Annotated in this window: 15 protein-coding genes and 1 tRNA gene; 5 read left to right on the top strand and 11 right to left on the bottom strand. The window is 72.8% G+C overall.

What is annotated here, in order from left to right; all coding sequences use genetic code 11:
* Positions 1-16 precede the first annotated feature (16 nt).
* Both ITJ69_RS09110 and ITJ69_RS09105 read right to left on the bottom strand, forming a co-directional pair.
* Positions 17-1,570, bottom strand: coding sequence for an ABC transporter substrate-binding protein (locus ITJ69_RS09110; RefSeq protein WP_194672583.1), 1,554 nt, complete (start codon positions 1,568-1,570; stop codon positions 17-19).
* A gap of 58 nt (positions 1,571-1,628) precedes the next feature.
* On the bottom strand, positions 1,629-2,570 hold the full coding sequence (locus tag ITJ69_RS09105; RefSeq protein ID WP_194672582.1) for an alpha/beta fold hydrolase: 942 nt from the start codon (positions 2,568-2,570) through the stop codon (positions 1,629-1,631).
* A gap of 66 nt (positions 2,571-2,636) precedes the next feature.
* Between ITJ69_RS09105 and ITJ69_RS09100 the strand changes: the two genes are divergently transcribed.
* Together ITJ69_RS09100 and ITJ69_RS09095 are read left to right on the top strand one after the other, a co-directional pair.
* Positions 2,637-3,554 (top strand): siderophore-interacting protein, encoded by a 918-nt coding sequence (locus ITJ69_RS09100; protein ID WP_323743074.1) that lies wholly within the window; start codon positions 2,637-2,639, stop codon positions 3,552-3,554.
* A gap of 26 nt (positions 3,555-3,580) precedes the next feature.
* The gene (locus ITJ69_RS09095) at positions 3,581-4,378 is read left to right on the top strand and encodes an ABC transporter ATP-binding protein (RefSeq protein WP_243650039.1); all 798 of its coding nucleotides are present in this window, start codon (positions 3,581-3,583) and stop codon (positions 4,376-4,378) included.
* 731 nt (positions 4,379-5,109) lie between these two features.
* On the opposite strand, the gene ITJ69_RS09090 is transcribed toward ITJ69_RS09095, so the two are convergent.
* The 5 genes from ITJ69_RS09090 to ITJ69_RS20720 form a co-directional block, all read right to left on the bottom strand.
* Entirely contained in the window at positions 5,110-5,478 is a 369-nt protein-coding gene (locus ITJ69_RS09090) for a Fe-S oxidoreductase (RefSeq protein ID WP_194672581.1), read from the bottom strand.
* A gap of 2 nt (positions 5,479-5,480) precedes the next feature.
* Complete coding sequence (locus ITJ69_RS09085; RefSeq protein ID WP_123671673.1) at positions 5,481-6,884, bottom strand: dihydrolipoyl dehydrogenase family protein; 1,404 nt, start codon at positions 6,882-6,884, stop codon at positions 5,481-5,483.
* 55 nt (positions 6,885-6,939) lie between these two features.
* On the bottom strand, positions 6,940-7,761 hold the full coding sequence (locus tag ITJ69_RS09080; RefSeq protein ID WP_194672580.1) for an arginase family protein: 822 nt from the start codon (positions 7,759-7,761) through the stop codon (positions 6,940-6,942).
* A gap of 55 nt (positions 7,762-7,816) precedes the next feature.
* A complete protein-coding gene (locus tag ITJ69_RS09075) occupies positions 7,817-8,542 on the bottom strand; it encodes a PspA/IM30 family protein (RefSeq protein WP_123294264.1) in 726 nt (241 codons plus the stop codon).
* A 95-nt stretch (positions 8,543-8,637) separates the two neighbouring features.
* Complete coding sequence (locus tag ITJ69_RS20720) at positions 8,638-10,545, bottom strand: TPM domain-containing protein (protein WP_267239461.1); 1,908 nt, start codon at positions 10,543-10,545, stop codon at positions 8,638-8,640.
* Positions 10,546-10,847: 302 nt separating this feature from the next.
* Here ITJ69_RS20720 and ITJ69_RS09065 point away from each other — a divergent pair, with 302 nt between their 5' ends.
* Entirely contained in the window at positions 10,848-11,051 is a 204-nt protein-coding gene (locus ITJ69_RS09065) for a hypothetical protein (RefSeq protein ID WP_071255966.1), read from the top strand.
* A gap of 46 nt (positions 11,052-11,097) precedes the next feature.
* On the top strand, positions 11,098-11,682 hold the full coding sequence (locus tag ITJ69_RS20945; protein WP_194672578.1) for a 4'-phosphopantetheinyl transferase family protein: 585 nt from the start codon (positions 11,098-11,100) through the stop codon (positions 11,680-11,682).
* Here the strand turns inward: ITJ69_RS20945 and map are convergent.
* The gene (gene map / locus ITJ69_RS09055) at positions 11,666-12,433 is read right to left on the bottom strand and encodes a type I methionyl aminopeptidase (RefSeq protein WP_194672577.1); all 768 of its coding nucleotides are present in this window, start codon (positions 12,431-12,433) and stop codon (positions 11,666-11,668) included. The genes ITJ69_RS20945 and map overlap by 17 nt on opposite strands.
* Positions 12,434-12,465: 32 nt before the next feature.
* Here map and ITJ69_RS09050 point away from each other — a divergent pair, with 32 nt between their 5' ends.
* The gene (locus tag ITJ69_RS09050; RefSeq protein ID WP_194672576.1) at positions 12,466-12,735 is read left to right on the top strand and encodes a helix-turn-helix domain-containing protein; all 270 of its coding nucleotides are present in this window, start codon (positions 12,466-12,468) and stop codon (positions 12,733-12,735) included.
* Here ITJ69_RS09050 and ITJ69_RS09045 read toward each other — a convergent pair.
* The 3 genes from ITJ69_RS09045 to ITJ69_RS09035 form a co-directional block, all read right to left on the bottom strand.
* Positions 12,732-14,060 carry a M1 family metallopeptidase gene (locus ITJ69_RS09045; protein WP_323743073.1) on the bottom strand — a complete coding sequence of 443 codons (1,329 nt, stop codon included), beginning with the start codon at positions 14,058-14,060 and terminating at the stop codon, positions 12,732-12,734. The genes ITJ69_RS09050 and ITJ69_RS09045 overlap by 4 nt on opposite strands.
* A 26-nt stretch (positions 14,061-14,086) precedes the next feature.
* A complete protein-coding gene (locus ITJ69_RS09040; protein ID WP_194672575.1) occupies positions 14,087-17,971 on the bottom strand; it encodes a Pls/PosA family non-ribosomal peptide synthetase in 3,885 nt (1,294 codons plus the stop codon).
* A gap of 296 nt (positions 17,972-18,267) precedes the next feature.
* A tRNA-Arg gene (locus ITJ69_RS09035) sits at positions 18,268-18,339 on the bottom strand.
* Positions 18,340-18,572: the final 233 nt, after the last annotated feature.

The raw sequence follows: 18,572 nt of genomic DNA, 5'->3' as shown, positions 1-18,572 counted from the left end.
CCGGGCGCGGGTCGTCTCACTTGACGGCGAGCTTCGACAGGTCGAGTCGTGAGTTGCCGCCGTCGACCGGGAAGCCCGTCACGCCGGTGCGCACGGCGGTGATCTCGGTGGCCGTGTAGAGCCACTCGCCGGCGGCGTCCTCGCTCACGATCTTCGCGGCCTTCCGCAGGGCGTCGACCTTGGCGTCCTCGTCGGTGGCCGCGATCGACTCGGCGTACAGCGACTGCACCTCGGCGTTGTCGTACCCGAAGTAGTAGTCGGGGTTCGCCCAGTTGCCGAAGTCCCGGGCCTCGACGTGGTCCACCATCGACAGGTCGAAGTCGCGCTCACCCGACTTCGGCGCCTGGAACACCGTCGACAGCCAGGTCGCGAAGTCGACGCGCTTGACGGTCAGGGTGATCCCGACGTCGGCGAGCTGCGACTTGAGCACGTCGCCGATGGTCGCCGGGTAGATGTTCGCGTACGTCAGCGTGAGCTTCAGGTTCTCCTGACCGGCGGCGGCGAGGAGCTGCTTCGCGTTGTCGGGGTCGTACGCGTCGATGTCGGTCAGGTCCTCGTACCCGGGGTCGAGCTCCGGGATCGGGCCGCCCTGCTCGACGCCCGTGCCACCGATGGCCTTGATGAGCGCCTTCGGGTCGATCGCCTGCCGGATCGCCTGGCGTACCTTCTTGTCGGTGAACGGCGCCTTCTGGTCGTTGAACGCGAGCGTGTACTTGTCGGTCGTCTTGCCGGAGTGCAGCGCGATGTCCGAGTTGCCGTCGAGCTGGCTCTTGAGTGTGCCGTCGACCGGGTTGAGGACGTCGAGGTCGCCGTTCGCCATGGCGTTGACGGCCGTCGACGGGTCGGTGATGTACCGGAAGATGATCTTCGCGACCTTCGCCTTCGTGCCCCAGTAGTCGTCGTTGCGGTCGAAGGTGAGCGAGTCGCCCTGCTTCCAGCTCGCGACCTCGTACGGGCCGGTGCCGTTCGCGGTGTCCGACAGGTCGTTCGTCGCGGCCTTCTCGAGCACCAAGCCGGAGCGGCCGGTCAGGTTCCAGAGCAGGTCCGAGTCGGGCTTCGCCAGCTTGAGCTCGACCACGCCGGTCGACGGGGACGTGATCGAGGTGACGCCCGCGAGCTTGGCGGAGTCGACGTAGGTCTCGTTCGACTTGACCTGCTCGAGCGACCAGACGACGTCGGCCGCGGTGACGTCCTTGCCGTCCTGGAAGGTGATGCCGTCGCGCAGCGTGAACGTGTACGTCAGGCCGTCGTCGGAGACCTCGTGCTCGGAGGCCAGCACGTCACGGATGTCGCCGTCGGCGGTCCGGCCGACGAGCCCCTGGTACACGTTGTCGATGAGCACCTGGTCGAGCGCTGCACCGGACTGCGTGCGGATGTCGAGGCTGGTCGGTTCGAGCACCAGGCCGACGCGGACGGTGGCGTCGGCGCCGCCGTCCTCGTTCGACGAGCCGGAGCAGCCGGTCAGCGCGAGGGCGGAGACGACGGCGACCGCGGTGGCGGCGAGGGCAGCACGTCCGAGGCGCGTGGTGCGCGCAGCCCGAGCGGTACGGCGAGGCAGGAGCGGACTCATGGGGTGTGGGTTCCTTCCGGACGCGAGGGCGATGGTCACAGCTCGCGCTCGCACGAGGTTACCGGGGGCCGGTACGGTCCCGCGACGGTTCATCGATCCGGTGCAACAATCCGTGACGTGCGGCCCATGCCCGGATCGCCGAAGCCAGTTCGAGGGGTGCCTGGTTCTGCACCGCGTGCCGTGCGGTGACCGTCACGATCTCGGCGTCCGGCAGCCGCTCGGCGAACGCGGCGTGCAGCTTCGGGGACACGTACCCGCGGTCGCCGCGGACGAGCAGGATCGGCACGCGCAGGGCCTCGAGATCGGGCCAGGCGTCGGCGAAGCGCCCCACCGACGACGTGCGGCCGGCGGGCAGGTGCGGGAAGTGGTGGCGCCGCACGAGCGCTCCGTCGTCACCGAGCCGCGTGGTGTGGCGCGCCTCACGCAGCAGCACGTGCCGGTCATCGCCGACGCGTGCCTCGATCGCCCGGTCGACGACCTGGTCCAGGGTGGCGAACGGCTCCTCGGCTTCGAGCGCGCGGGCGATCCGGTCGACCGCCCGCTGCGCGAAGTCCGGTGACATGTCGACGAGGACGAGCCCGGTCACCCGCTCCGGTGCCGTGGCCGCGAGCCGTGCCGACAGGATCGCGCCGAGCGAGTGCCCGACGACGATCCCTGGCGGGACCTCCAGGGCGTCGAGCGCCGCGAGCACGGTCGGCGCCGTCACGGACGCCCCGTAGTCGGCGTCGTCCCGCCACGACGACCGCCCGTGGCCGGGCAGGTCGAGGGCGACCGCCGGCTCGCCGACGGCGAGCGCGGTCTGGTCGAAGCTGTGGGCGTCGATGCCGAGCCCGTGCAGGTAGGTGATCCGGGCCTCCCGGTCGCCCCACCGGATGGCGGACGTCTCCTGCCCGTCATCGGTGCGGACCACCTGCCTGGAGGCGCGGAGCGGCTCCGTCACGCCGCTCGCGCGGGCGAGGGCGGCCAGGTCTGCGAATTCGTCGTCGGGGGCATCGGGCACGGAACCGATCTTCGCACCGTCTGCGGGGTCTGGAGACGTTAGGTAAGGCATGCCATACTCGGATCCGTGGCAACCCGGTACCGCGTCTTCTCCGTCCGTGTGGCAGCGGTCACGTCGCTCACCCCGCACTTCGTCCGGGTGACGCTGACGGGCGATGCCCTGGCGGACTTCTCCTCGGTCGGGCTCGACCAGCGGATCAAGGTCGTCCTGCCGCTCGACGGTGTGGGGTTCTCCGAACTGCCCGAGGACGAGGACTGGTACGCCGCCTGGCGTGCGCTGCCGGACGCGGAACGCAACCCGCTGCGCACCTACACGGTCCGCTCGTTCCGGCCCGATGCCCGTGAGCTCGACATCGACTTCGTCGCACACGGCGACGCCGGACCCGCATCCCGGTGGGTGTCGTCCTGCCGGGTCGGCGACGAACTCCGGATCGTCGGACCCCGCGTGCCGGAGTCGCCCGAGGACCTGCCGACCGGTGCCGCCGAGTTCGCACCCGGGCACGCGAACCGCATCCTGCTCGCCGGGGACGAGACCGCCGCCCCGGCCATCTGCGCCATCCTCGAGGCGCTCGACGTCTCGACCGTCGGACACGTCTTCATCGAGGTGCCGACCGACGCCGACCGGCTGCCCGTGAGCGCGCCCGCCGGGGTCGAGGTCCGCTGGATCGCCCGGAACGGTGCGACCCACGGCGTCCGCATGACCGACCAGGTGCACGCGTGGGCGTCGACGGTCGTCGCCGGTGCTGCACCTGTCGCCGCGGGTCCCGCCTGTGGGGACGTCGTCGAGCTGGCGGACGTCGACGTCGACGAGCAGGTCCTCTGGGACGTGCCGGCCACCGAGGAGTCGCGCCCCGTCTACGCCTGGATCGCGGGCGAGGCCGGCTGCGTCAAGGAGCTCCGCCGGCACCTGGTGCGCGGGGTCGGCATCGACCGCAAGCAGGTCGCGTTCATGGGGTACTGGCGGCACGGCAAGGCCGAGAACTGAACGCCGCAGCCGGACTGCCGACCAGCGTGGTCGGAGTCCCGACGACCGCGCTCGGCGTGCGTGGGCTGACGCTCGCGTACGACGACCGCATCGTGGTGGACGGGCTCGACGTGGACGTCCCCGACGGTGAACTGACCGTCATCGTCGGTCCGAACGCGTGCGGCAAGTCGACGCTGCTGAAGTCGTTCGCGCGCACCCTCAAGCCCCGAGCCGGCACGGTGTACCTCGACGGGGCGCCGATCGACTCCTACCGCCCGAAGGCCGTGGCCCGGCGGGTCGGCATGCTGCCCCAGACGCCGATCGCACCGGACGGCATCACCGTGCGCGACCTCGTGTCCCGAGGGCGGTTCCCGCACCAGGACCTGCTGCACCCGTCGTCCGGGTCCGACCGGCGTGCCGTGCAGGCCGCCCTGGAGCAGACGTCGACGGTGGAGCTCGCGGACCGGAGCGTCGACGAGCTCTCCGGCGGGCAGCGGCAGCGCGTGTGGATCGCGATGGTCCTGGCGCAGGAGACCGACATCGTGCTGCTCGACGAGCCGACGACGTTCCTCGACATCGCCCACCAGTACGACGTGCTCGAGCTGGCCTCCGCCCTGCACGCCGCGGGTCGGACGGTCGTCGCGGTGCTGCACGACCTGAACCAGGCGGCGCGGTACGCCACCCACGTCATCGCGATGCGCCAGGGGTCGATCGTCGCTGCCGGCCCCCCGGCCGCGGTGCTGACGGCCGACCTCGTCGAGGACGTCTTCGGCCTGCCGTGCGTGGTCGTCCCCGACCCCGAGACCGGCACGCCCCTCATCGTCCCCCGTCGTCCCGCCGCCTGACCCGCGCGCCCGCCCCCGCGCCCCGAGGTTCCGAAATCTCGGCATCTCGAGCCGCATCCGGGCCGTCCGCGGAACCTCGGCGCAACGCACGCGGCATGTCGTGGAACCTCGCGGCGGCGGAGACGCATCGCTCCCCACCCACCCGTCCAGTCGCGAGTGCGCTCCACGTGCCGCCGAGGCGACTCCCCGAGGTTCCGAGATCTCGGCATCTCGCGCCGCATCCGGGCCGCCCGTGGAACCTCGGCGCAAGGCACGCGGCGTGTCGTGGAACCTCGGCGTCAGGGGTGGAGGGCGTCTGACCGACCGCGACGAGACGCGGCGCGACGCGCGCGCGTCGCGGAGCGGCCGCGTGCCGTCGGCCACGGCCGGTGCGACCGACGGTCAGCGACCGCTCGGCACCGCCCCGGCGGGGTGCCGCGACCGATCAGCGCTCCTCAGCCGGGCAGGTGGGCCGGACCACGGCGGACGGAAGGCCCGTGGCGGCCGTGATCCGTGCCTCCCGTCCGCCGTTCGGTCACGTCTCGTCGCCCGCCGGCCCTCACCGAAGTCACGCCGCGCCGCGCGTGCCGCGCCGAGCGGTCGCAGACAGTCGGATGCGGCCGGAGCCGCCGACGGTCTGCGACCACTCGGCGCCAGCCCGACGGGGTGTCGTGACCGATCGGCACACACGGCACACGGCACAGGGCAACGCAGGGCAGCGCAGCAGGAAGAGCGCCGCGCACGGGCACCCGTCAGCGGTAGCCGCCGTCCTCCAGCCCCGCCTCGACCTCGAAGCGGTTGCGGAGCGGGTCTCGGCCGGCGACGGCGTACAGCACGGGCATGAGCATGCCGTACCGCCGCCACTGCTCGACGTGCACCCGCTCGTGCCGCAGCACCCGGGGCCCGTCGTTGTCCCGGGTCAGGTACACCGAACCGACGCAGGTGCCACCACGACGGAACACCCACCGCGGCAGGCCCGAGCAGACGACGAGCCCGTCGACCACGCGGACGCGGCCGGTCGACAGCGGCACGCCGATCGCCAGACCCACCGCCGTGGCGAACAGCCAGCCCACCCGCGACACGGGGGAGTCGAGCAGCGTCCGGCGTGCCAGTCTGCGCATGCTCAGGCCGGGCGACCGTAGGTCTCGAGCAGCCGGAGCCAGATCTCGTTCATCGTCGGGTAGGCCGGCACCGCGTGCCAGAGGCGGTCGACCGGTACCTCGCCGACGACGGCGATCGTCGCCGCGTGCAGCATCTCGGCGACGTCCTGGCCGACGAAGGTGACGCCCACGACGACCCCGCGGTCCTCGTCGACGACCATCTTGGCGCGGCCGGTGTAGCCGTCGGCCTGCAGCGCGGAACCCGCGACGCCGCCGAGGTCGTACTCCACGGCACGGACGTTCAGCCCCTGCTCGCGCGCGGCCTTCTCGGTCAGGCCGACGCTCGCGACCTCGGGGTCGGTGAACGTGACCTGGGGGACCGCGGCGTGGTCGGCGGTCGCGACGTGTGCGCCCCACGGTTCGGTGTGCAGCGGCGTGCCCTGGTGCCGGGCGGCGATCGCCTCGCCGGCAGCGCGGGCCTGGTACTTGCCCTGGTGGGTGAGGAGGGCGCGGTGGTTGGCGTCGCCGACGGCGTACAGCCAGTCGGTGCCGTGCACGAGCATCGTGTCGTCGACCTCGAGCCAGTCGCCGGCGGTGAGCCCGACGGACTCGAGGCCGAGGTCGGCGGTGTGCGGGGTGCGGCCGGTGGCGGCCAGCACCTCGCTCGTGATGACGGTGGTGTCGTCGTCGAGTGTGGTGGTGACGAGCCCGTGCTCGTCGCGGTCGACCCGCACGGGGTTCACGCCGGTGCGGACGTCGACGCCGAGCTCGCGGAGGGCATCGGTGACGAGTTCGCCGGCGAACGGCTCCATGCCGCCGAGTAGTCCGTGCCGGGCGACGAGGGTGACCTTCGCGCCGAGCGATGCCCAGGCGGTGGCGAGCTCGGAGCCGGCGACACCGCCGCCGATCACGAGCAGGCTCTCCGGCACCTGCTGGGCGCTGGTGCCCTCGCGGGTGCCCCACGGCTTCGCCTCGGCGAGTCCCGGCACGTCGGGCAGCGCGTGCAGCGACCCGGTCACGACGGCGACGGCGGCACGGGCGGTGTGCGTCTCACCGCCGACCTCGATGGTCTTCTCGCCGGTGATGCGGGCGTGGCCGCGGATCAGGGCGATGTCGGCGGACTCGAGCCAGGAGACCTGACCGTCGTCCTTCCAGTCCGAGGTGAACGAGTTGCGGCGGGCGAGCACGTGGGCGGCGTCGAGCTCGCCGGTGACGGCCTGCTTCGCGCCGTCGAGCCGCTTCGCCGCTGCCAGGGCGTGGCCGCTGCGCAACAGTGCCTTCGACGGCATGCACGCCCAGTAGGAGCACTCGCCGCCGACCAGTTCGGACTCCACGATCGCGACCGCCAGGCCGCGCTTGTGGGCGTAGTCCGCCACGTTCTCGCCGACTGCGCCGGCGCCGATCACGATGAGGTCGTAGTCCGTCATGAGGCCGAGCGTACGCGGACCGGCATGGGGTGCGCCCGGCGCGCCGGGTCGGTTCTCAGGCCACCCGGGAGGCGCTGGTCAACGCCCCGACGACGCGCAGGATCACGCCGAGGTCGTCCACTGCACGCTCCGGGTCGACCGGAGCGAATCCGGTGAGCGCGGCGCCGGCCAGGCGGCGGCCGCGGGTCGCGGCCTGGATCCGCTCGACCAGTCCCGCGCCGTCGAGTCCGAACGGCACCGGCTCGAGCAGGCCGTCGACCTCGGACGGGTCGAGGACGTCGAGGTCGACGTGCACGAACACCGAGGTCGCTCCGGTGGCGTCGACGGCGGCGGCGAGGGCGTCCGGGGTGGCGGCGTCGACGTCGAGTCGGGTGATCCCGGCACGGTCGAGTGCGGCGTCCTCGACGTCGTCGAGCCCGCGGACGCCCGCGACCACGACCGACGAGGCGGGGAGCACCGGCAGCCCGGGGAACAGCTCGTCGGCGCGGTCGACCAGGATCCGGAGGGCTGCGGTCTCAGCGGCGACGGGCTGGGCGCGGTTGAGTGCGCGGTACCCGCTGGACCCGGCGATGCGGACGAACGCGGTGTCCGGGCCGAGGCCGACGGTGGCACCGAGGACGCTCGCACCGTCCCCACCGACGACGAGGACCGGTTCGCTCGCGACGCCGGTCTCCTCGGCCACACGGTCGGCGACGGCGAGCACGGAGGTGTACCGGGCGACGGCCGTCTCGAGCCGGTCGCCCGCGCCGGCGGGGACGTCGACCACGGTGGTGGACGCACGGGGGAGGTCGGCCGCGATCGCGGTCGCTCCGTCCCCGAGGCGCATCGCGCGCGACGACGCCGAACCCTGCCACTGACCGACCACGAGGAACTGCATCGTCTCAGTCTGTCAGCTGGGGTCCGGCGTCGTCCGGGAAGGTCGTCCGGGAACGTCAGAGGCTCGACGAGCCGCCGGACTTCAGCGCGGCGAGTCGCGCCTCGACCTCGGCGTCCTTACCGACGTCCTCGAGGCTCTCGAACTGGGCGTCGAGGCTCGACGACTGCAGCTCCTGCTGCCCGAGGACCTTGGCCTCTTCACGACGGACCTTCTCCTCGAAGCGACCGAGGTCGCTCGTCGGGTCGAGCACGTCGATGTTGCCGAGGGCGTCGTTGACCTTGGACTGCGCCTCGGCCGTCTTCGAGCGGGCGACGAGGTTGTCGCGCTTCGCACGGAGCTCCTCGAGCTTCTGCTCCATGCCGGCGAGCCCGGTCTTGAGCTTCTCGACCGCTTCGTTCTGCGAGGCGAGGTTCGGCTCGGCGTCCTTGACTTCCTGCTCGGCCGCGATCTGCTTGCCGATCGCGATCTTGGCGAGGTTGTCGAACTTGTCCGCCTCGGCCGTCTTGCCCTCGGCGCGGTACTTGTCCGCGGCGGTGGAGGCGTTGGCGGCCTTCTGGCCCCACTCGGACGAGGCGCGCTTGTCCTCTTCGTGGTCCTGCTCGAGCAGCCGCACGTTGCCGATCGTCTGCGCGATCGCCGTCTTCGCGTCGGCGATGTTGTTCGTGTAGTCACGCACGAGCTGGTCCAGCATCTTCTGCGGGTCCTCGGCGTTGTCGATGAGCTGGTTGATGTTCGCCCGCACGAGGGTGGAGATGCGGCCGAAGATCGTCTGCTTTGCCATTGCTGTTCCCTTTCCTGGAAGGTCTGACGTGGTGTGTCTGGTCTGTCTGGTACTGGTCTGTCGGGTGTGTGGTCTGGTCGTCGGGTGGGTCGGGGTCAGAAGCGGCCGCCGCCGGAGAACCCGCCTCCGCCGCCGCCTCCGCCACCGCCGAAACCGCCCCCGCCGCCGAAGCCGCCGCCCCCGCCGCCCCCGAAGGAGCCGCCGCCGAAGCTGCCACCGCGACCGCCGAGCAGGCCGCCGAGCACGATGCCGGTGACGAGGCCGCCGAGCTGGGCGCCGTTGCCGCCGCCACCACCGAAGCCGCCGCCACCGCCGCCCCAGCCGCCCATGTCGTCGTTCGCCGAGTCCATCGCCGCGGCGGCGTACTGCTCGGCCGCCCGTGCTGCCTGCAGTGCCTGTCCGGGGTCGGTGGTGGCGAGCTGCACGGCGTCGTCGAGGGCGCGTTCGGCCTCGGACAGGCGGGTGCGAGCGGTCGGTCCGATGCCGCCACGGTGCAGCGAGATGTACTCGCGCGCCTGGCTGATCCGGTTCCGGGCGTCGCGCAGGGCGTCATCGAGGGCGCGGGACGCCCGGCGCTGCTGCTCTTCGGCACCCCGGGCGGCCGCGATGGCCTGGTCGATCTCGGTGTTCGCCTTCGTGAGGGCGTCGACCGCGGTGATCGGGTCCTTCGGGTCGAACCCCTGCCGCAGCACGGTCTGCGCCCGGGTCACGGCCGCGGCGAGGTCGGGCCCGCCCACGGTGAGGGTCCGGGCCGCGGCGACGTCGCCCTCGATGTCGATGCGCATCGCCTCGGCGCGTGCGGTGGCCTCGGTGAAGGTGCCCTCGGCCGCGACCGCGCTGTTCGTGAGTTGCTGCACCTGGGCCAAGGCGTGCTGGGCGTCGCGCACGGCGACCACCGCTTCGCCCTTGTCGCCGGCCGCGATCGCCGCGGTGGCCGCGTTCGAGCGCTCGGTGGCGTAGGCGAGCACCTGGTGTGCCTGGTCGACGTTGTCGGCGACGGTCGCGAGGGTACGGCCGGTGTAGTTGGCTCGCACGCGGTCGAGCGCGGCTGCTGCAGCGCCGACCGACGCCGGTGCTTCCGCGACGGCCTGGGCCAGTGCGGCGGCTGCTTCCTCGACGCCGTCCTCGAGCGACCGGAGCTTGTCGAACGACTCGGTCTGTTCCTCGATCGAGGCGTGCGCCTGCTGGCAGATCGCGATGATCTGGTTCGCCCAGTCCGCACGCTGCTGGGGGGAGTCCGGGATCTCGTCGTCGAGCTGCTGCCGGAACGTGAAGGCCTTGCGCACGGCCTGCTGCGCAGCGGCGACGGCGTCGGCGAAGGGCTTCGCGGCGTCGGGACCGAACTGGGCCGTGGCGAACCCGACCTCTTGCTCGGCGGTGCGGAGCTCGTCGTCGATCGTCACGAGCGCGCCGCCGGCGGTGCGCTCGAGGTCGGCGAGGGACTCCTGCTGTGCCTGGGTGGCCGCGGCGGTCTTCCGCTTGTTGCGGGTGCGGATGACGAGCACGACGACGATCAGGCCGACGACGATGACGAGCAACAGGATCCAGAGCCAGGTCAGGTTCGGCGGCGCCTGGGTGTCCGTCAGGCCGTTCGCGAACGCCACGGCCGCGCCGGACCAGTCGCCCTGCTTCAGCGCGGGGAGCAGCGAGTCGTTCACGGCGCTCTGCACGTCGGACTCGGAGATGGCGGTCTCGTTCGTCTGCTGCACGTCGTAGTTGCGGTCGTCGACGGCGACCGACAGCAGGATGCCGTCGGTGTCGATCTGGTTCTGCTCCATGACCGCGGAGCCCCACGCGGTGTGGTCCGTCGGATCGGTGAACGTGGGCACGAACACGACGTACAGCTGCGTCTGGGTCTCGGCGTACAGGTCCTGCACCGCCTGTTCGACCTGCGCCTGCTGCGAGGAGCTGAGGGCGTCGGCTTCGTCGAGGACGTACGCCCCACCCAGGTCGACGGGTGCCGTGGCCTGCGCGGTCGCCGCCGGAGCCAGGACGATCAGCATCGCCACGGCCGCTGCCGTGACGCGACCCCAGAGCCGCGCTGTCCCCCGTTCCGTCCTCGACCCGCCTGTGCCCGATCCGCGCTGGACCGTTCGCATCCGTCCTCCGTCCGTCGCCGGTCGGCGCCGTCGACGCCGTCCCGAACGGCGCCCTGAGAGCGCCGTCGCCCGGAGTCTATCCACGGCGCGCAAGCGACGGACGGACTCTCGGCGAACACTGTGGACAAGCCGATCCATGGGTGTCTTGTCCCCCGGAGCGGGGTAGGCTGGCGCCACTGTTCGACGACGAACGGAAGGGAACAGCAATGGAGCGAACCACGAGTACCGAGGTCGTCCCGCTCGAGGACGGCTACCACCGCGTCTCGACGCCGGCGACCGGCGTGATCGGCTTCGTGCGCGAGCACGACGGCCGCTACGAAGTGCTGCGCGGACGCGTCCGCCAGGCGACCCGATCCGAGGGTCTCTACAGCACGATGAACGTCGCACTGATCGCACTTACGCACGCGTAGCGACCACGGCCCTGGGCCGGCCGTCCGCGCACCGTAGGCTGCGTGCGTGGGTGAGTCGGGCCTCCAGGCCGTCGTGGTGACGTTCTGCGCGACGGGTCCAGACCGCGCGGCCGACCGGGAGGCCCTGGTCGCCGCCGTCGCGGCGGCTGCGGCAGTCGAGTCGCCAGCCGTGCGCGCGGGGCGCGTCTGCCCACACTGTGCCGGCACCGACCACGGTCGTCCTTGGGCCACGGTGCACGGCACCGCGGTCGGCGTCAGCCTGTCGCGCACGACCGGCGTGCTCGCGCTCGCGGTCGCGCCGGGCCCGGTCGGCGTCGACCTCGAGCGGGTGTCCCGCGTCGGCGCAGCGCCCCTCGACGTCTTCACGTCCGGCGAACGCGAGCGCTCGGCCGGTGATGCCGGCTTGCTCGCGGCCTGCTGGGCGGCGAAGGAGGCCGTGCTGAAGCGCGACGGTCGGGGCCTGCGCGTCGATCCGCTGTCGGTCGACGTGGACGTCGCTGCCGGCACCGCGCGGTTCGAGGGGCGAGACCACCCGGTGACGATCCACCGGCCGGCGCCCGACCTGGTGCTCGTCGTCGCGGCCGGCGGGCTGCCCGTCCTGGTCGAGGGGTCGCTCAGCGGGGGAGTGTGAGCACCTCGGTGCCGTCCTCGGTGATCGCGATGGTGTGCTCGGTGTGGGCCGTCCGGGCTCCCGTGGCACTGCGGAGCGTCCAGCCGTCGGCATCGGTGACGAGCACGTCGGTGTCCGCCATCACCCACGGTTCGAGCGCGAGCAGGAGGCCCGGCCGGAGCGTGTAGCCACGGCCCGCGCGGCCCGTGTTCGACACGTGCGGGTCCTGGTGCATGGTCGAGCCGATGCCGTGGCCGCCGAACTCGACGTTGACCGGGTAGCCCGCACCCTCGAGCACGGTCCCGATGGCGTGCGAGAGGTCCCCGATGCGCGCACCTGGTCCTGCGGCGGCGATCCCGGCGGCCAGGGCGCGCTCGGTCGCGTCGATGAGGGCGAGGTCCTCGGCGCGCGGGGTGCCGACGATGAAGCTGACGGCGGCGTCGGCGGCGATGCCGTCCAGCGACACCGCGAGGTCGAGGGTGAGCAGGTCGCCGTCGGCCAGGACCCGGTCGTGCGGCAGCCCGTGCAGCACGGCGTCGTTCACGGCGGTGCAGATGTGGTGGCCGAACGGACCGCGGCCGAACGAGGGTGCGTAGTCGACGTAGCAGGAGTCCGCGCCGGCGGCCTCGATCATCTGCTTCGCCCACCGGTCGATCTCGAGCAGGTTGGTGCCCACGCGGGTGCGTTCGCGCAGGGTCTGCAGGATGGTGCCGACGAGGGCTCCGGTGGCACGGGCCTTCTCGACCTCGGCGGGCGTCAGGATCTCGATCACGCGGATGATCATACCGGTATTACTATGTGGGGATGGTCCGTCTCCCGCTCCGCCCCGACGAGGTCGCGCGCGGCCGCCGTCTCGGTGCCCTGCTCCGCCGCGCACGTGGCTCACGGTCGATCGTCGACACCGCCCTCGCCGCCGGGATCTCGCCCGAGACGCTCCGCAAGATCGAGACCGGGCGGATCGCGACGCCGGCGTTCTCGACCATCGCGTCCGTCGCCGGCGTGGTCGGACTGTCGCTCGACGCGGTGTGGTCCGAGGTCAGCTGCGACCCGGCCGACGGCGAGCTGGCTGGCTAGTCGACGCGCGGCGCGGGCAGCGCCGGTACCGACGCCTCGTCGATCCAGGGCCCGGTCACCGCCCGGACGTCCGCGACGGAACGGCCGGCGGCGCCGGCGAACGCACTGAGCACGTCGGGCACCGTCACCGAACCGTGCCGGTGCCGTTCGGTGATGCTGCGGAGCCCGGCGGTGAACGCGTCGTCGCCGAACGTGCGGCGGACGGCGTGCAGTGCGAGGGCCCCGCGCTTGTAGACCCGGTCGTCGAACATGTCCTTCGCGCCGGGGTCACCGACGACGAGGTCCTCGGGCTGGTCGAGGAGTCCCTGCCGGTACTGCGCCGCGAGCGTGTCGGCGGTGTCGCCGCCGTGGTGCTCGGACCACAACCACTCGGCGTAGCAGGCGAACCCCTCGTGCAGCCAGATGTCCTGCCAGCGGGTGACCGTCACCGAGTTGCCGAACCACTGGTGTGCGAGCTCGTGCGCGATGAGCCGGTCGGTGCCGTGCTCGCCGTCGACGTGGTTCCGGCCGAACACCGCCAGCCCGTGGGCCTCGAGGGGGATCTCGAGCTCGTCGTCGGTGACCACGACGCCGTACGCCGCGAACGGGTACGGGCCGAAGCGGTCCGAGAACAGCGCGAGCATCTCCGGCGCCTGCCCGAAGTCGGTCTTCGCGGCGGCCGCCAGGTCGGCGGGGTGGTGCAGGGTCACGGGGACGACGGCACCGCGGAGCCTCGTCGTGCGGTACCGCCCGATCTGCACCGTCGCCAGGTACGTCGCCATCGGCTCGGTGGTGGCGTAGGTCCACCTGGTGCCGATGCGGTCGCGTTCCTTGCCGAGCAGTTCACCGTTCGCCAGGACGTCGTACGCGGCCTCGGCGGCGATCTCGAACCGGTAGGTCGCCTTGTCGTCCGGTCGGTCGTTGCAGGGGAACCACGAGGGCGCCCCCGTCGGCTGGGCCGCGACGATGACGCCGTCGGTGAGTTCCTCCCACCCGACCTGGCCCCAGGCGCTGCGGACGGGGCGCGGGTTGCCGCGGTACCGCAGGTGCACGGTGAACGTGGTGTCGGCAGCGATCGGCGACGCCGGGGTCACGGTGACCTTGTGCACCGCCTTCGACACCTTCTTCGCGCGGGTGCCGTCGACGTCGGCGCGCTCGACGCTCAGGCCGTGCAGGTCGATGACGATCCGGTCGAGGGGTTCGTGGGCTCGGGCGGTGATCGTCGCCGTGCCGTCGAGGCGGTTCGTGGCCACGCGGTAGTCGAGGCGGAGGTCGTAGTGCTCGGCGCTCCAGCGTCGGTCGCCGCTGTGCGGGGTGTACGGGTCGGCAGCGGGGGTGTTCGGCACGGTCCCAGTCAACCCCATGGCGCCGGTCAGTCCGCCACGGTGGCTGGTTCGGCTGTCCACGGAGCGATGGGGTTGCCGGACCAGCGGGACCCGGTGGGCACCTGCTCGCCGCGCATCACGAGCGAGGCGGGCCCCACCGTGGCGCCCGTGCCGATGCCGGCGGCGGGCAGGACGACGCTGTGCGGGCCGAGCGTCGCGCCGGCGTCGAGGCGCACGGTGTCGAGCTGCATCACCCGGTCGTGGAACAGGTGGGTCTGCACGACGGTCCCGCGCGCCACCGAGGCGCCGGCCCCGATCGTGACGAGGTCGGCCTCGGGCAGCCAGTAGGTCTCGAGCCAGGTGCCGCGGCCGATCGTCGCGCCGAGGCTCCGCAGCCACGCCGCCAGGGCCGGGGTGCCGGTGGCCTGCTCGGCGAACCAGGGTCGGGCGACCGTCTCGACGAAGGTGTCCTGCACCTCGTTGCGCCACACGAACGACGACCACAGCGGGTGCTCCCGGGCGGTGATCCGGCCGACGAACGCCCACTTCGCGATCGTCGACACCACCGCGGCGACGGCCCCGGCGACGATGAGCACCGGTCCGGCGAGCAGCACCGTCCACCCGACGCCGACCGCCGACCACAGGGCGAGCAGGGTGCCCGCCACCCCGAGGGCGATCGCGGCGGACACCATCGGGGCGACGAGCCGCAGCAGCTCCCAGCAGCCGCGGGCGACCTTGAGTCGGACGGGCGGACGGAAGGTGCGCTCCTCGTCGAACTGCGTCGCCGCACGGCGCAGCCGCACCGGGGGTGAGCCGAGCCACGACGACCCGCGCTTGGCCTTCTTCGGCACGGCGGACAGCACCGCCACCAGCGCCTCGCGCGGGACCGAGCGTCCGGCGCCCGTCATCCCGCTGTTGCCGAGGAACGCCCGCCGCCCGACCTTCGACCGGCCGATCCGCACCCGGCCACCACCGAGCTCGTACGTGGCGACCATGGTGTCGTCGGCCAGGAAGGCGCCGGACGCGATCTGCGTCAGCGCGGGGATGAGCAGGACCGTGGAGATCTCCGTGTTCCGGCCGACCTTCGCCCCGAGCAGCCGCAACCACACGGGCGTCACGAGCGAGGCGTACAGCGGGAACAGCAGCGTCCGCGCAGCGTCGAGCACCCGCTCCGTCGACCACGCCTGCCAGCCGATCCGCGAACGCACGGGGTGACGCCCCTCGTGCAGCCCGATGCCGAGCAACCGCACCGACCCCACCACGAGCAGCGCGTACACGGCCCCGGCGACGACGGTCGCGAGCGGCACGGTCGCGAGGGCGCGCAGCACCGCGTCGCCGAGCGTCGACGCGCGCCCGACCAGGGCGACGGCGACCAGCAGCCCGACCGCGACACCGATCACCGGCAACCCGGCCACGGCCACGGAGCCGGCCCCGTACGCCAGTAGCCAGCGTCGACGCGACGGGGGACGGGCCTCCCGGCCGTGCCTGGCCGACCCGACGCGTTCGGCGGGCGAACCCGCCCAGCGCTGACCGGCGGGCACCCGGCCGGCGACGGCCGAGCCGGCCTCGACCTCGGCGCCCGCGCCCACGTGCGCACCGGGCAGCAGCGTGGTGCGGCTGTGCACGACGGCGTCGTCGTCGACACGGACCCGGCCGAGCCGGAACACGTCACCGTCCACCCAGTGCCCCGCGAGGTCCACCTCGGGCTCGATCGACGCACGCTTGCCGATCGTGAGCATCCCGGTGACCGGCGGGAGCGTGTGCAGGTCGACGTCCGTGCCGATCCGCGCCCCGAGCGCACGGGCGTAGTAGCTGATCCACGGCGCCCCGGCGGCCGAGGGACCGTCGACCGCCTCGGCGATCCGCTCCGCCAGCCAGACCCGCAGGTGCACCGAGCCACCCCGGGGGTGGTCGCCCGGCCGGACCCCGACGAGCAGCAGCCGAGCCAGCACGACCGTGAGCGCCATCTTGCCGATCGGCGTCACGAACACCAGCAGCGCGACGACGAGCGCCGGCCAGGGGAGCACCGGCAGGAACGGCAGCGTCGTCGCGTGCAGCACCGCCGCGACCAGCGCCGTCCACGTCAGGACCCGCAACCCACGCAGCACCTGCACCGGCAAACCCAGCAGCGTCATCGCGAGGCCCGTCGTCGGCGGGACCGGCGTCACGTCGCGCGATGCGGCCGCCACCGGACCGGACTCGTCCAACGCGGCCGCCAACGCCCCGATGCGCGGGTGGTCGTAGACGTCGGCGACGGTGGTCGTCGGGAACCGCTCGCGGATCGCCGACACCAGCTGCGCCGCCGTCAGCGACCCGCCACCGTGCGCGAAGAAGTCGTCGTCGACGCTCGACACCGGCACCCCGAGGATCGCCGCCCAACGCTCCGCGATCCACGCCACCGTGTCCGGCAGCATCGCTGCGTCCGTCGCCCCGGGCAACGGCCACGGCAGCGCGGCACGGTCGACCTTGCCCGACGTCCGCGTCGGCAACGAGTCCACCACGGCGACGAGCGGGACGAGCGCAGCGGGCAGCTCCCGCCGCAACCGGGCGTTCGCAGCCGCGACGTCCACCGTGGCACCCGCCACCGGCGCCACGTACCCCACCAGCACCTGGTTGCCCGCCGGGGTCCGCTGCACCACGGCCACACCACCGGCCACGTCGTCGAGCGCCTGCAGCGCCGCGTCGATCTCCCCGAGCTCGATGCGTCGACCACCGAGCTTCACCTGGTCGTCCGCACGCCCCTGGAACACGAGCCCCTCGGGGTCGTACCGCACCAGGTCACCACTCCGGTACGCGCGCTCCCACCCGAGCTCCGGGAACGGCGCGTACTTCTCCGCGTCCTTCGCCGGGTCCAGGTACCGCCCCAACCCGACACCGCCGATCACGAGCTCACCGACCCCGCCCGGCTCCACCCGCTGCCCGGCACCGTCCACGACCGCCAGGTCCCACCCGTCCAGCGGCAGCCCGATCCGGATCGGCTGCCCGCCGTCGAGCAGCGACCCGCACGCCACCACCGTCGCCTCCGTCGGACCGTACGTGTTCCACACCTCACGGTCGCGACTCGCGATCCGGGCGGCCAGTTCCGGCGGGCACGCCTCACCACCGAAGATGACCAGCCGCACCTGCTCCAACGCGTCGTCCGGCCACAGCGCGGCCAGCGTCGGCACCGTCGACACCACCGTGATCGTGTGCGCGATCAACCACGGCCCGAGGTCCACCCCCGTCCGCACCAGCGACCGCGGCGCCGGCACCAACGCGGCACCGTGCCCCCACGCCAGCCACATCTCCTCGCACGACGCATCGAACGCCACACTCAGCCCCGCCAGCACCCGGTCACCGGGACCGATCGGCGCCGCCTGCAGGAACATCCGCGCCTCGGCGTCCACGAACGCCGCAGCACTGCGGTGGGTGACCGCCACGCCCTTCGGCACCCCGGTCGACCCCGAGGTGAAGATGATCCACGCGTCGTCGTCCTCGTGGGGGAGTGCGGCGCTCGCCGTGGGGTCCGTCACGGGCAGCTCGCCGCCGTCGCGGTCGCGCAGGACGCCGCTGGCCCCGATGACGCCGACGACGCCGGCCTCGCCGAACACGAGGGTCGCGCGTTCCTCGGGGTCGTCGGCGTCGACGGGCACGTAGGCGGCTCCGGCGGCGAGGACCGCGAGGATCGACAGGTACAGGTCACGCCCGCCGGAGGGGATCCGCACCCCGACCCGGTCACCCCGTCGGACTCCGCGGCGGGCGAGGTCGTCGGCCTGAGCGCGCACCAGGTCGAGCAGGGCGGCGTAGTCGACGGTGCCGGCGGGGTCCTCGAGCGCGGTGGCGGTCGGGTGGGTGGCCGCCGTCGCCGCGAGGACGTCGAACAGGGTCCGTGGTGCGGGGGCGTGCCCGCCGCGGGCGAGTTCGAGCTGCGCGTTCCCGGTGCCGGTGGTCATCGGTTCCCTCTTCCCGGTCGCGTGCAGGACGACCAGCCCGTGATCCTAGGGGGTGCGCGTGACGCGCGGGGAAACACGGGGTAGCGCGGTGCGCGCGGGCGCTTCGTGAGCAGAAACTGTCGAGTCGCTTCCCCCGACCAGACCATTCCTGCTCATCATCCGCGCGAACGTCAACATCCGCCACGACATGCGCAACCCATCCCGGAGAGTCTCAACGGGGGAAGGTCGCCGCAGGCGATGTCGCGCGCAGCTGACTGAGCGCAGCGAAGACAACTGCTTGCGCGGGAATGTCACAGTGCCCCCAGGAGGATTCGAACCTCCGCCCCTGCCTCCGGAGGGCAGTGCTCTATCCCCTGAGCTATGGGGGCCAAGGGGTGGAATAACCGTAGCAGGTCCGGCGCGGGCTCCTGGACAGCGCGTGTCGTGCACGAGACGCGACTGCAGGGCGGACGGGAGGCACGGTGCGGTTCCGCCACGGGCCTCCCGTCCGCACCGTGCGCGCGTCTCGGGCCCTTGCGAGGTTGCGCCCTCCGTGCGGCGCTGCAAGCGCGCACCAAGCGTGCAACCTCGCACCGGGTGGCGGGCCCGGCACTGTGCGTGG

Source organism: Curtobacterium sp. VKM Ac-2887 (genome assembly GCF_015350935.1).
In the GTDB taxonomy this organism is placed as follows: domain Bacteria; phylum Actinomycetota; class Actinomycetes; order Actinomycetales; family Microbacteriaceae; genus Curtobacterium.
Note: the sequence above shows the minus strand (reverse complement) of the source record. Positions and strands in the feature narration are given on the sequence as shown.

Excerpts from the sequence above, each read along its gene's own strand:
- ITJ69_RS09110 (WP_194672583.1), bottom strand. The coding sequence starts at position 1,570 with ATGAGTCCGCTCCTGCCTCGCCGTACCGCTCGGGCTGCGCGCACCACG.
- ITJ69_RS09090 (WP_194672581.1), bottom strand. The coding sequence starts at position 5,478 with ATGCGCAGACTGGCACGCCGGACGCTGCTCGACTCCCCCGTGTCGCGG.
- ITJ69_RS09085 (WP_123671673.1), bottom strand. The coding sequence starts at position 6,884 with ATGACGGACTACGACCTCATCGTGATCGGCGCCGGCGCAGTCGGCGAG.
- ITJ69_RS09080 (WP_194672580.1), bottom strand. The coding sequence starts at position 7,761 with ATGCAGTTCCTCGTGGTCGGTCAGTGGCAGGGTTCGGCGTCGTCGCGC.
- ITJ69_RS09075 (WP_123294264.1), bottom strand. The coding sequence starts at position 8,542 with ATGGCAAAGCAGACGATCTTCGGCCGCATCTCCACCCTCGTGCGGGCG.
- ITJ69_RS20720 (WP_267239461.1), bottom strand. The coding sequence starts at position 10,545 with ATGCTGATCGTCCTGGCTCCGGCGGCGACCGCGCAGGCCACGGCACCC.
- ITJ69_RS09065 (WP_071255966.1), top strand. The coding sequence starts at position 10,848 with ATGGAGCGAACCACGAGTACCGAGGTCGTCCCGCTCGAGGACGGCTAC.
- ITJ69_RS09050 (WP_194672576.1), top strand. The coding sequence starts at position 12,466 with ATGGTCCGTCTCCCGCTCCGCCCCGACGAGGTCGCGCGCGGCCGCCGT.
- ITJ69_RS09040 (WP_194672575.1), bottom strand. The coding sequence starts at position 17,971 with ATGACCACCGGCACCGGGAACGCGCAGCTCGAACTCGCCCGCGGCGGG.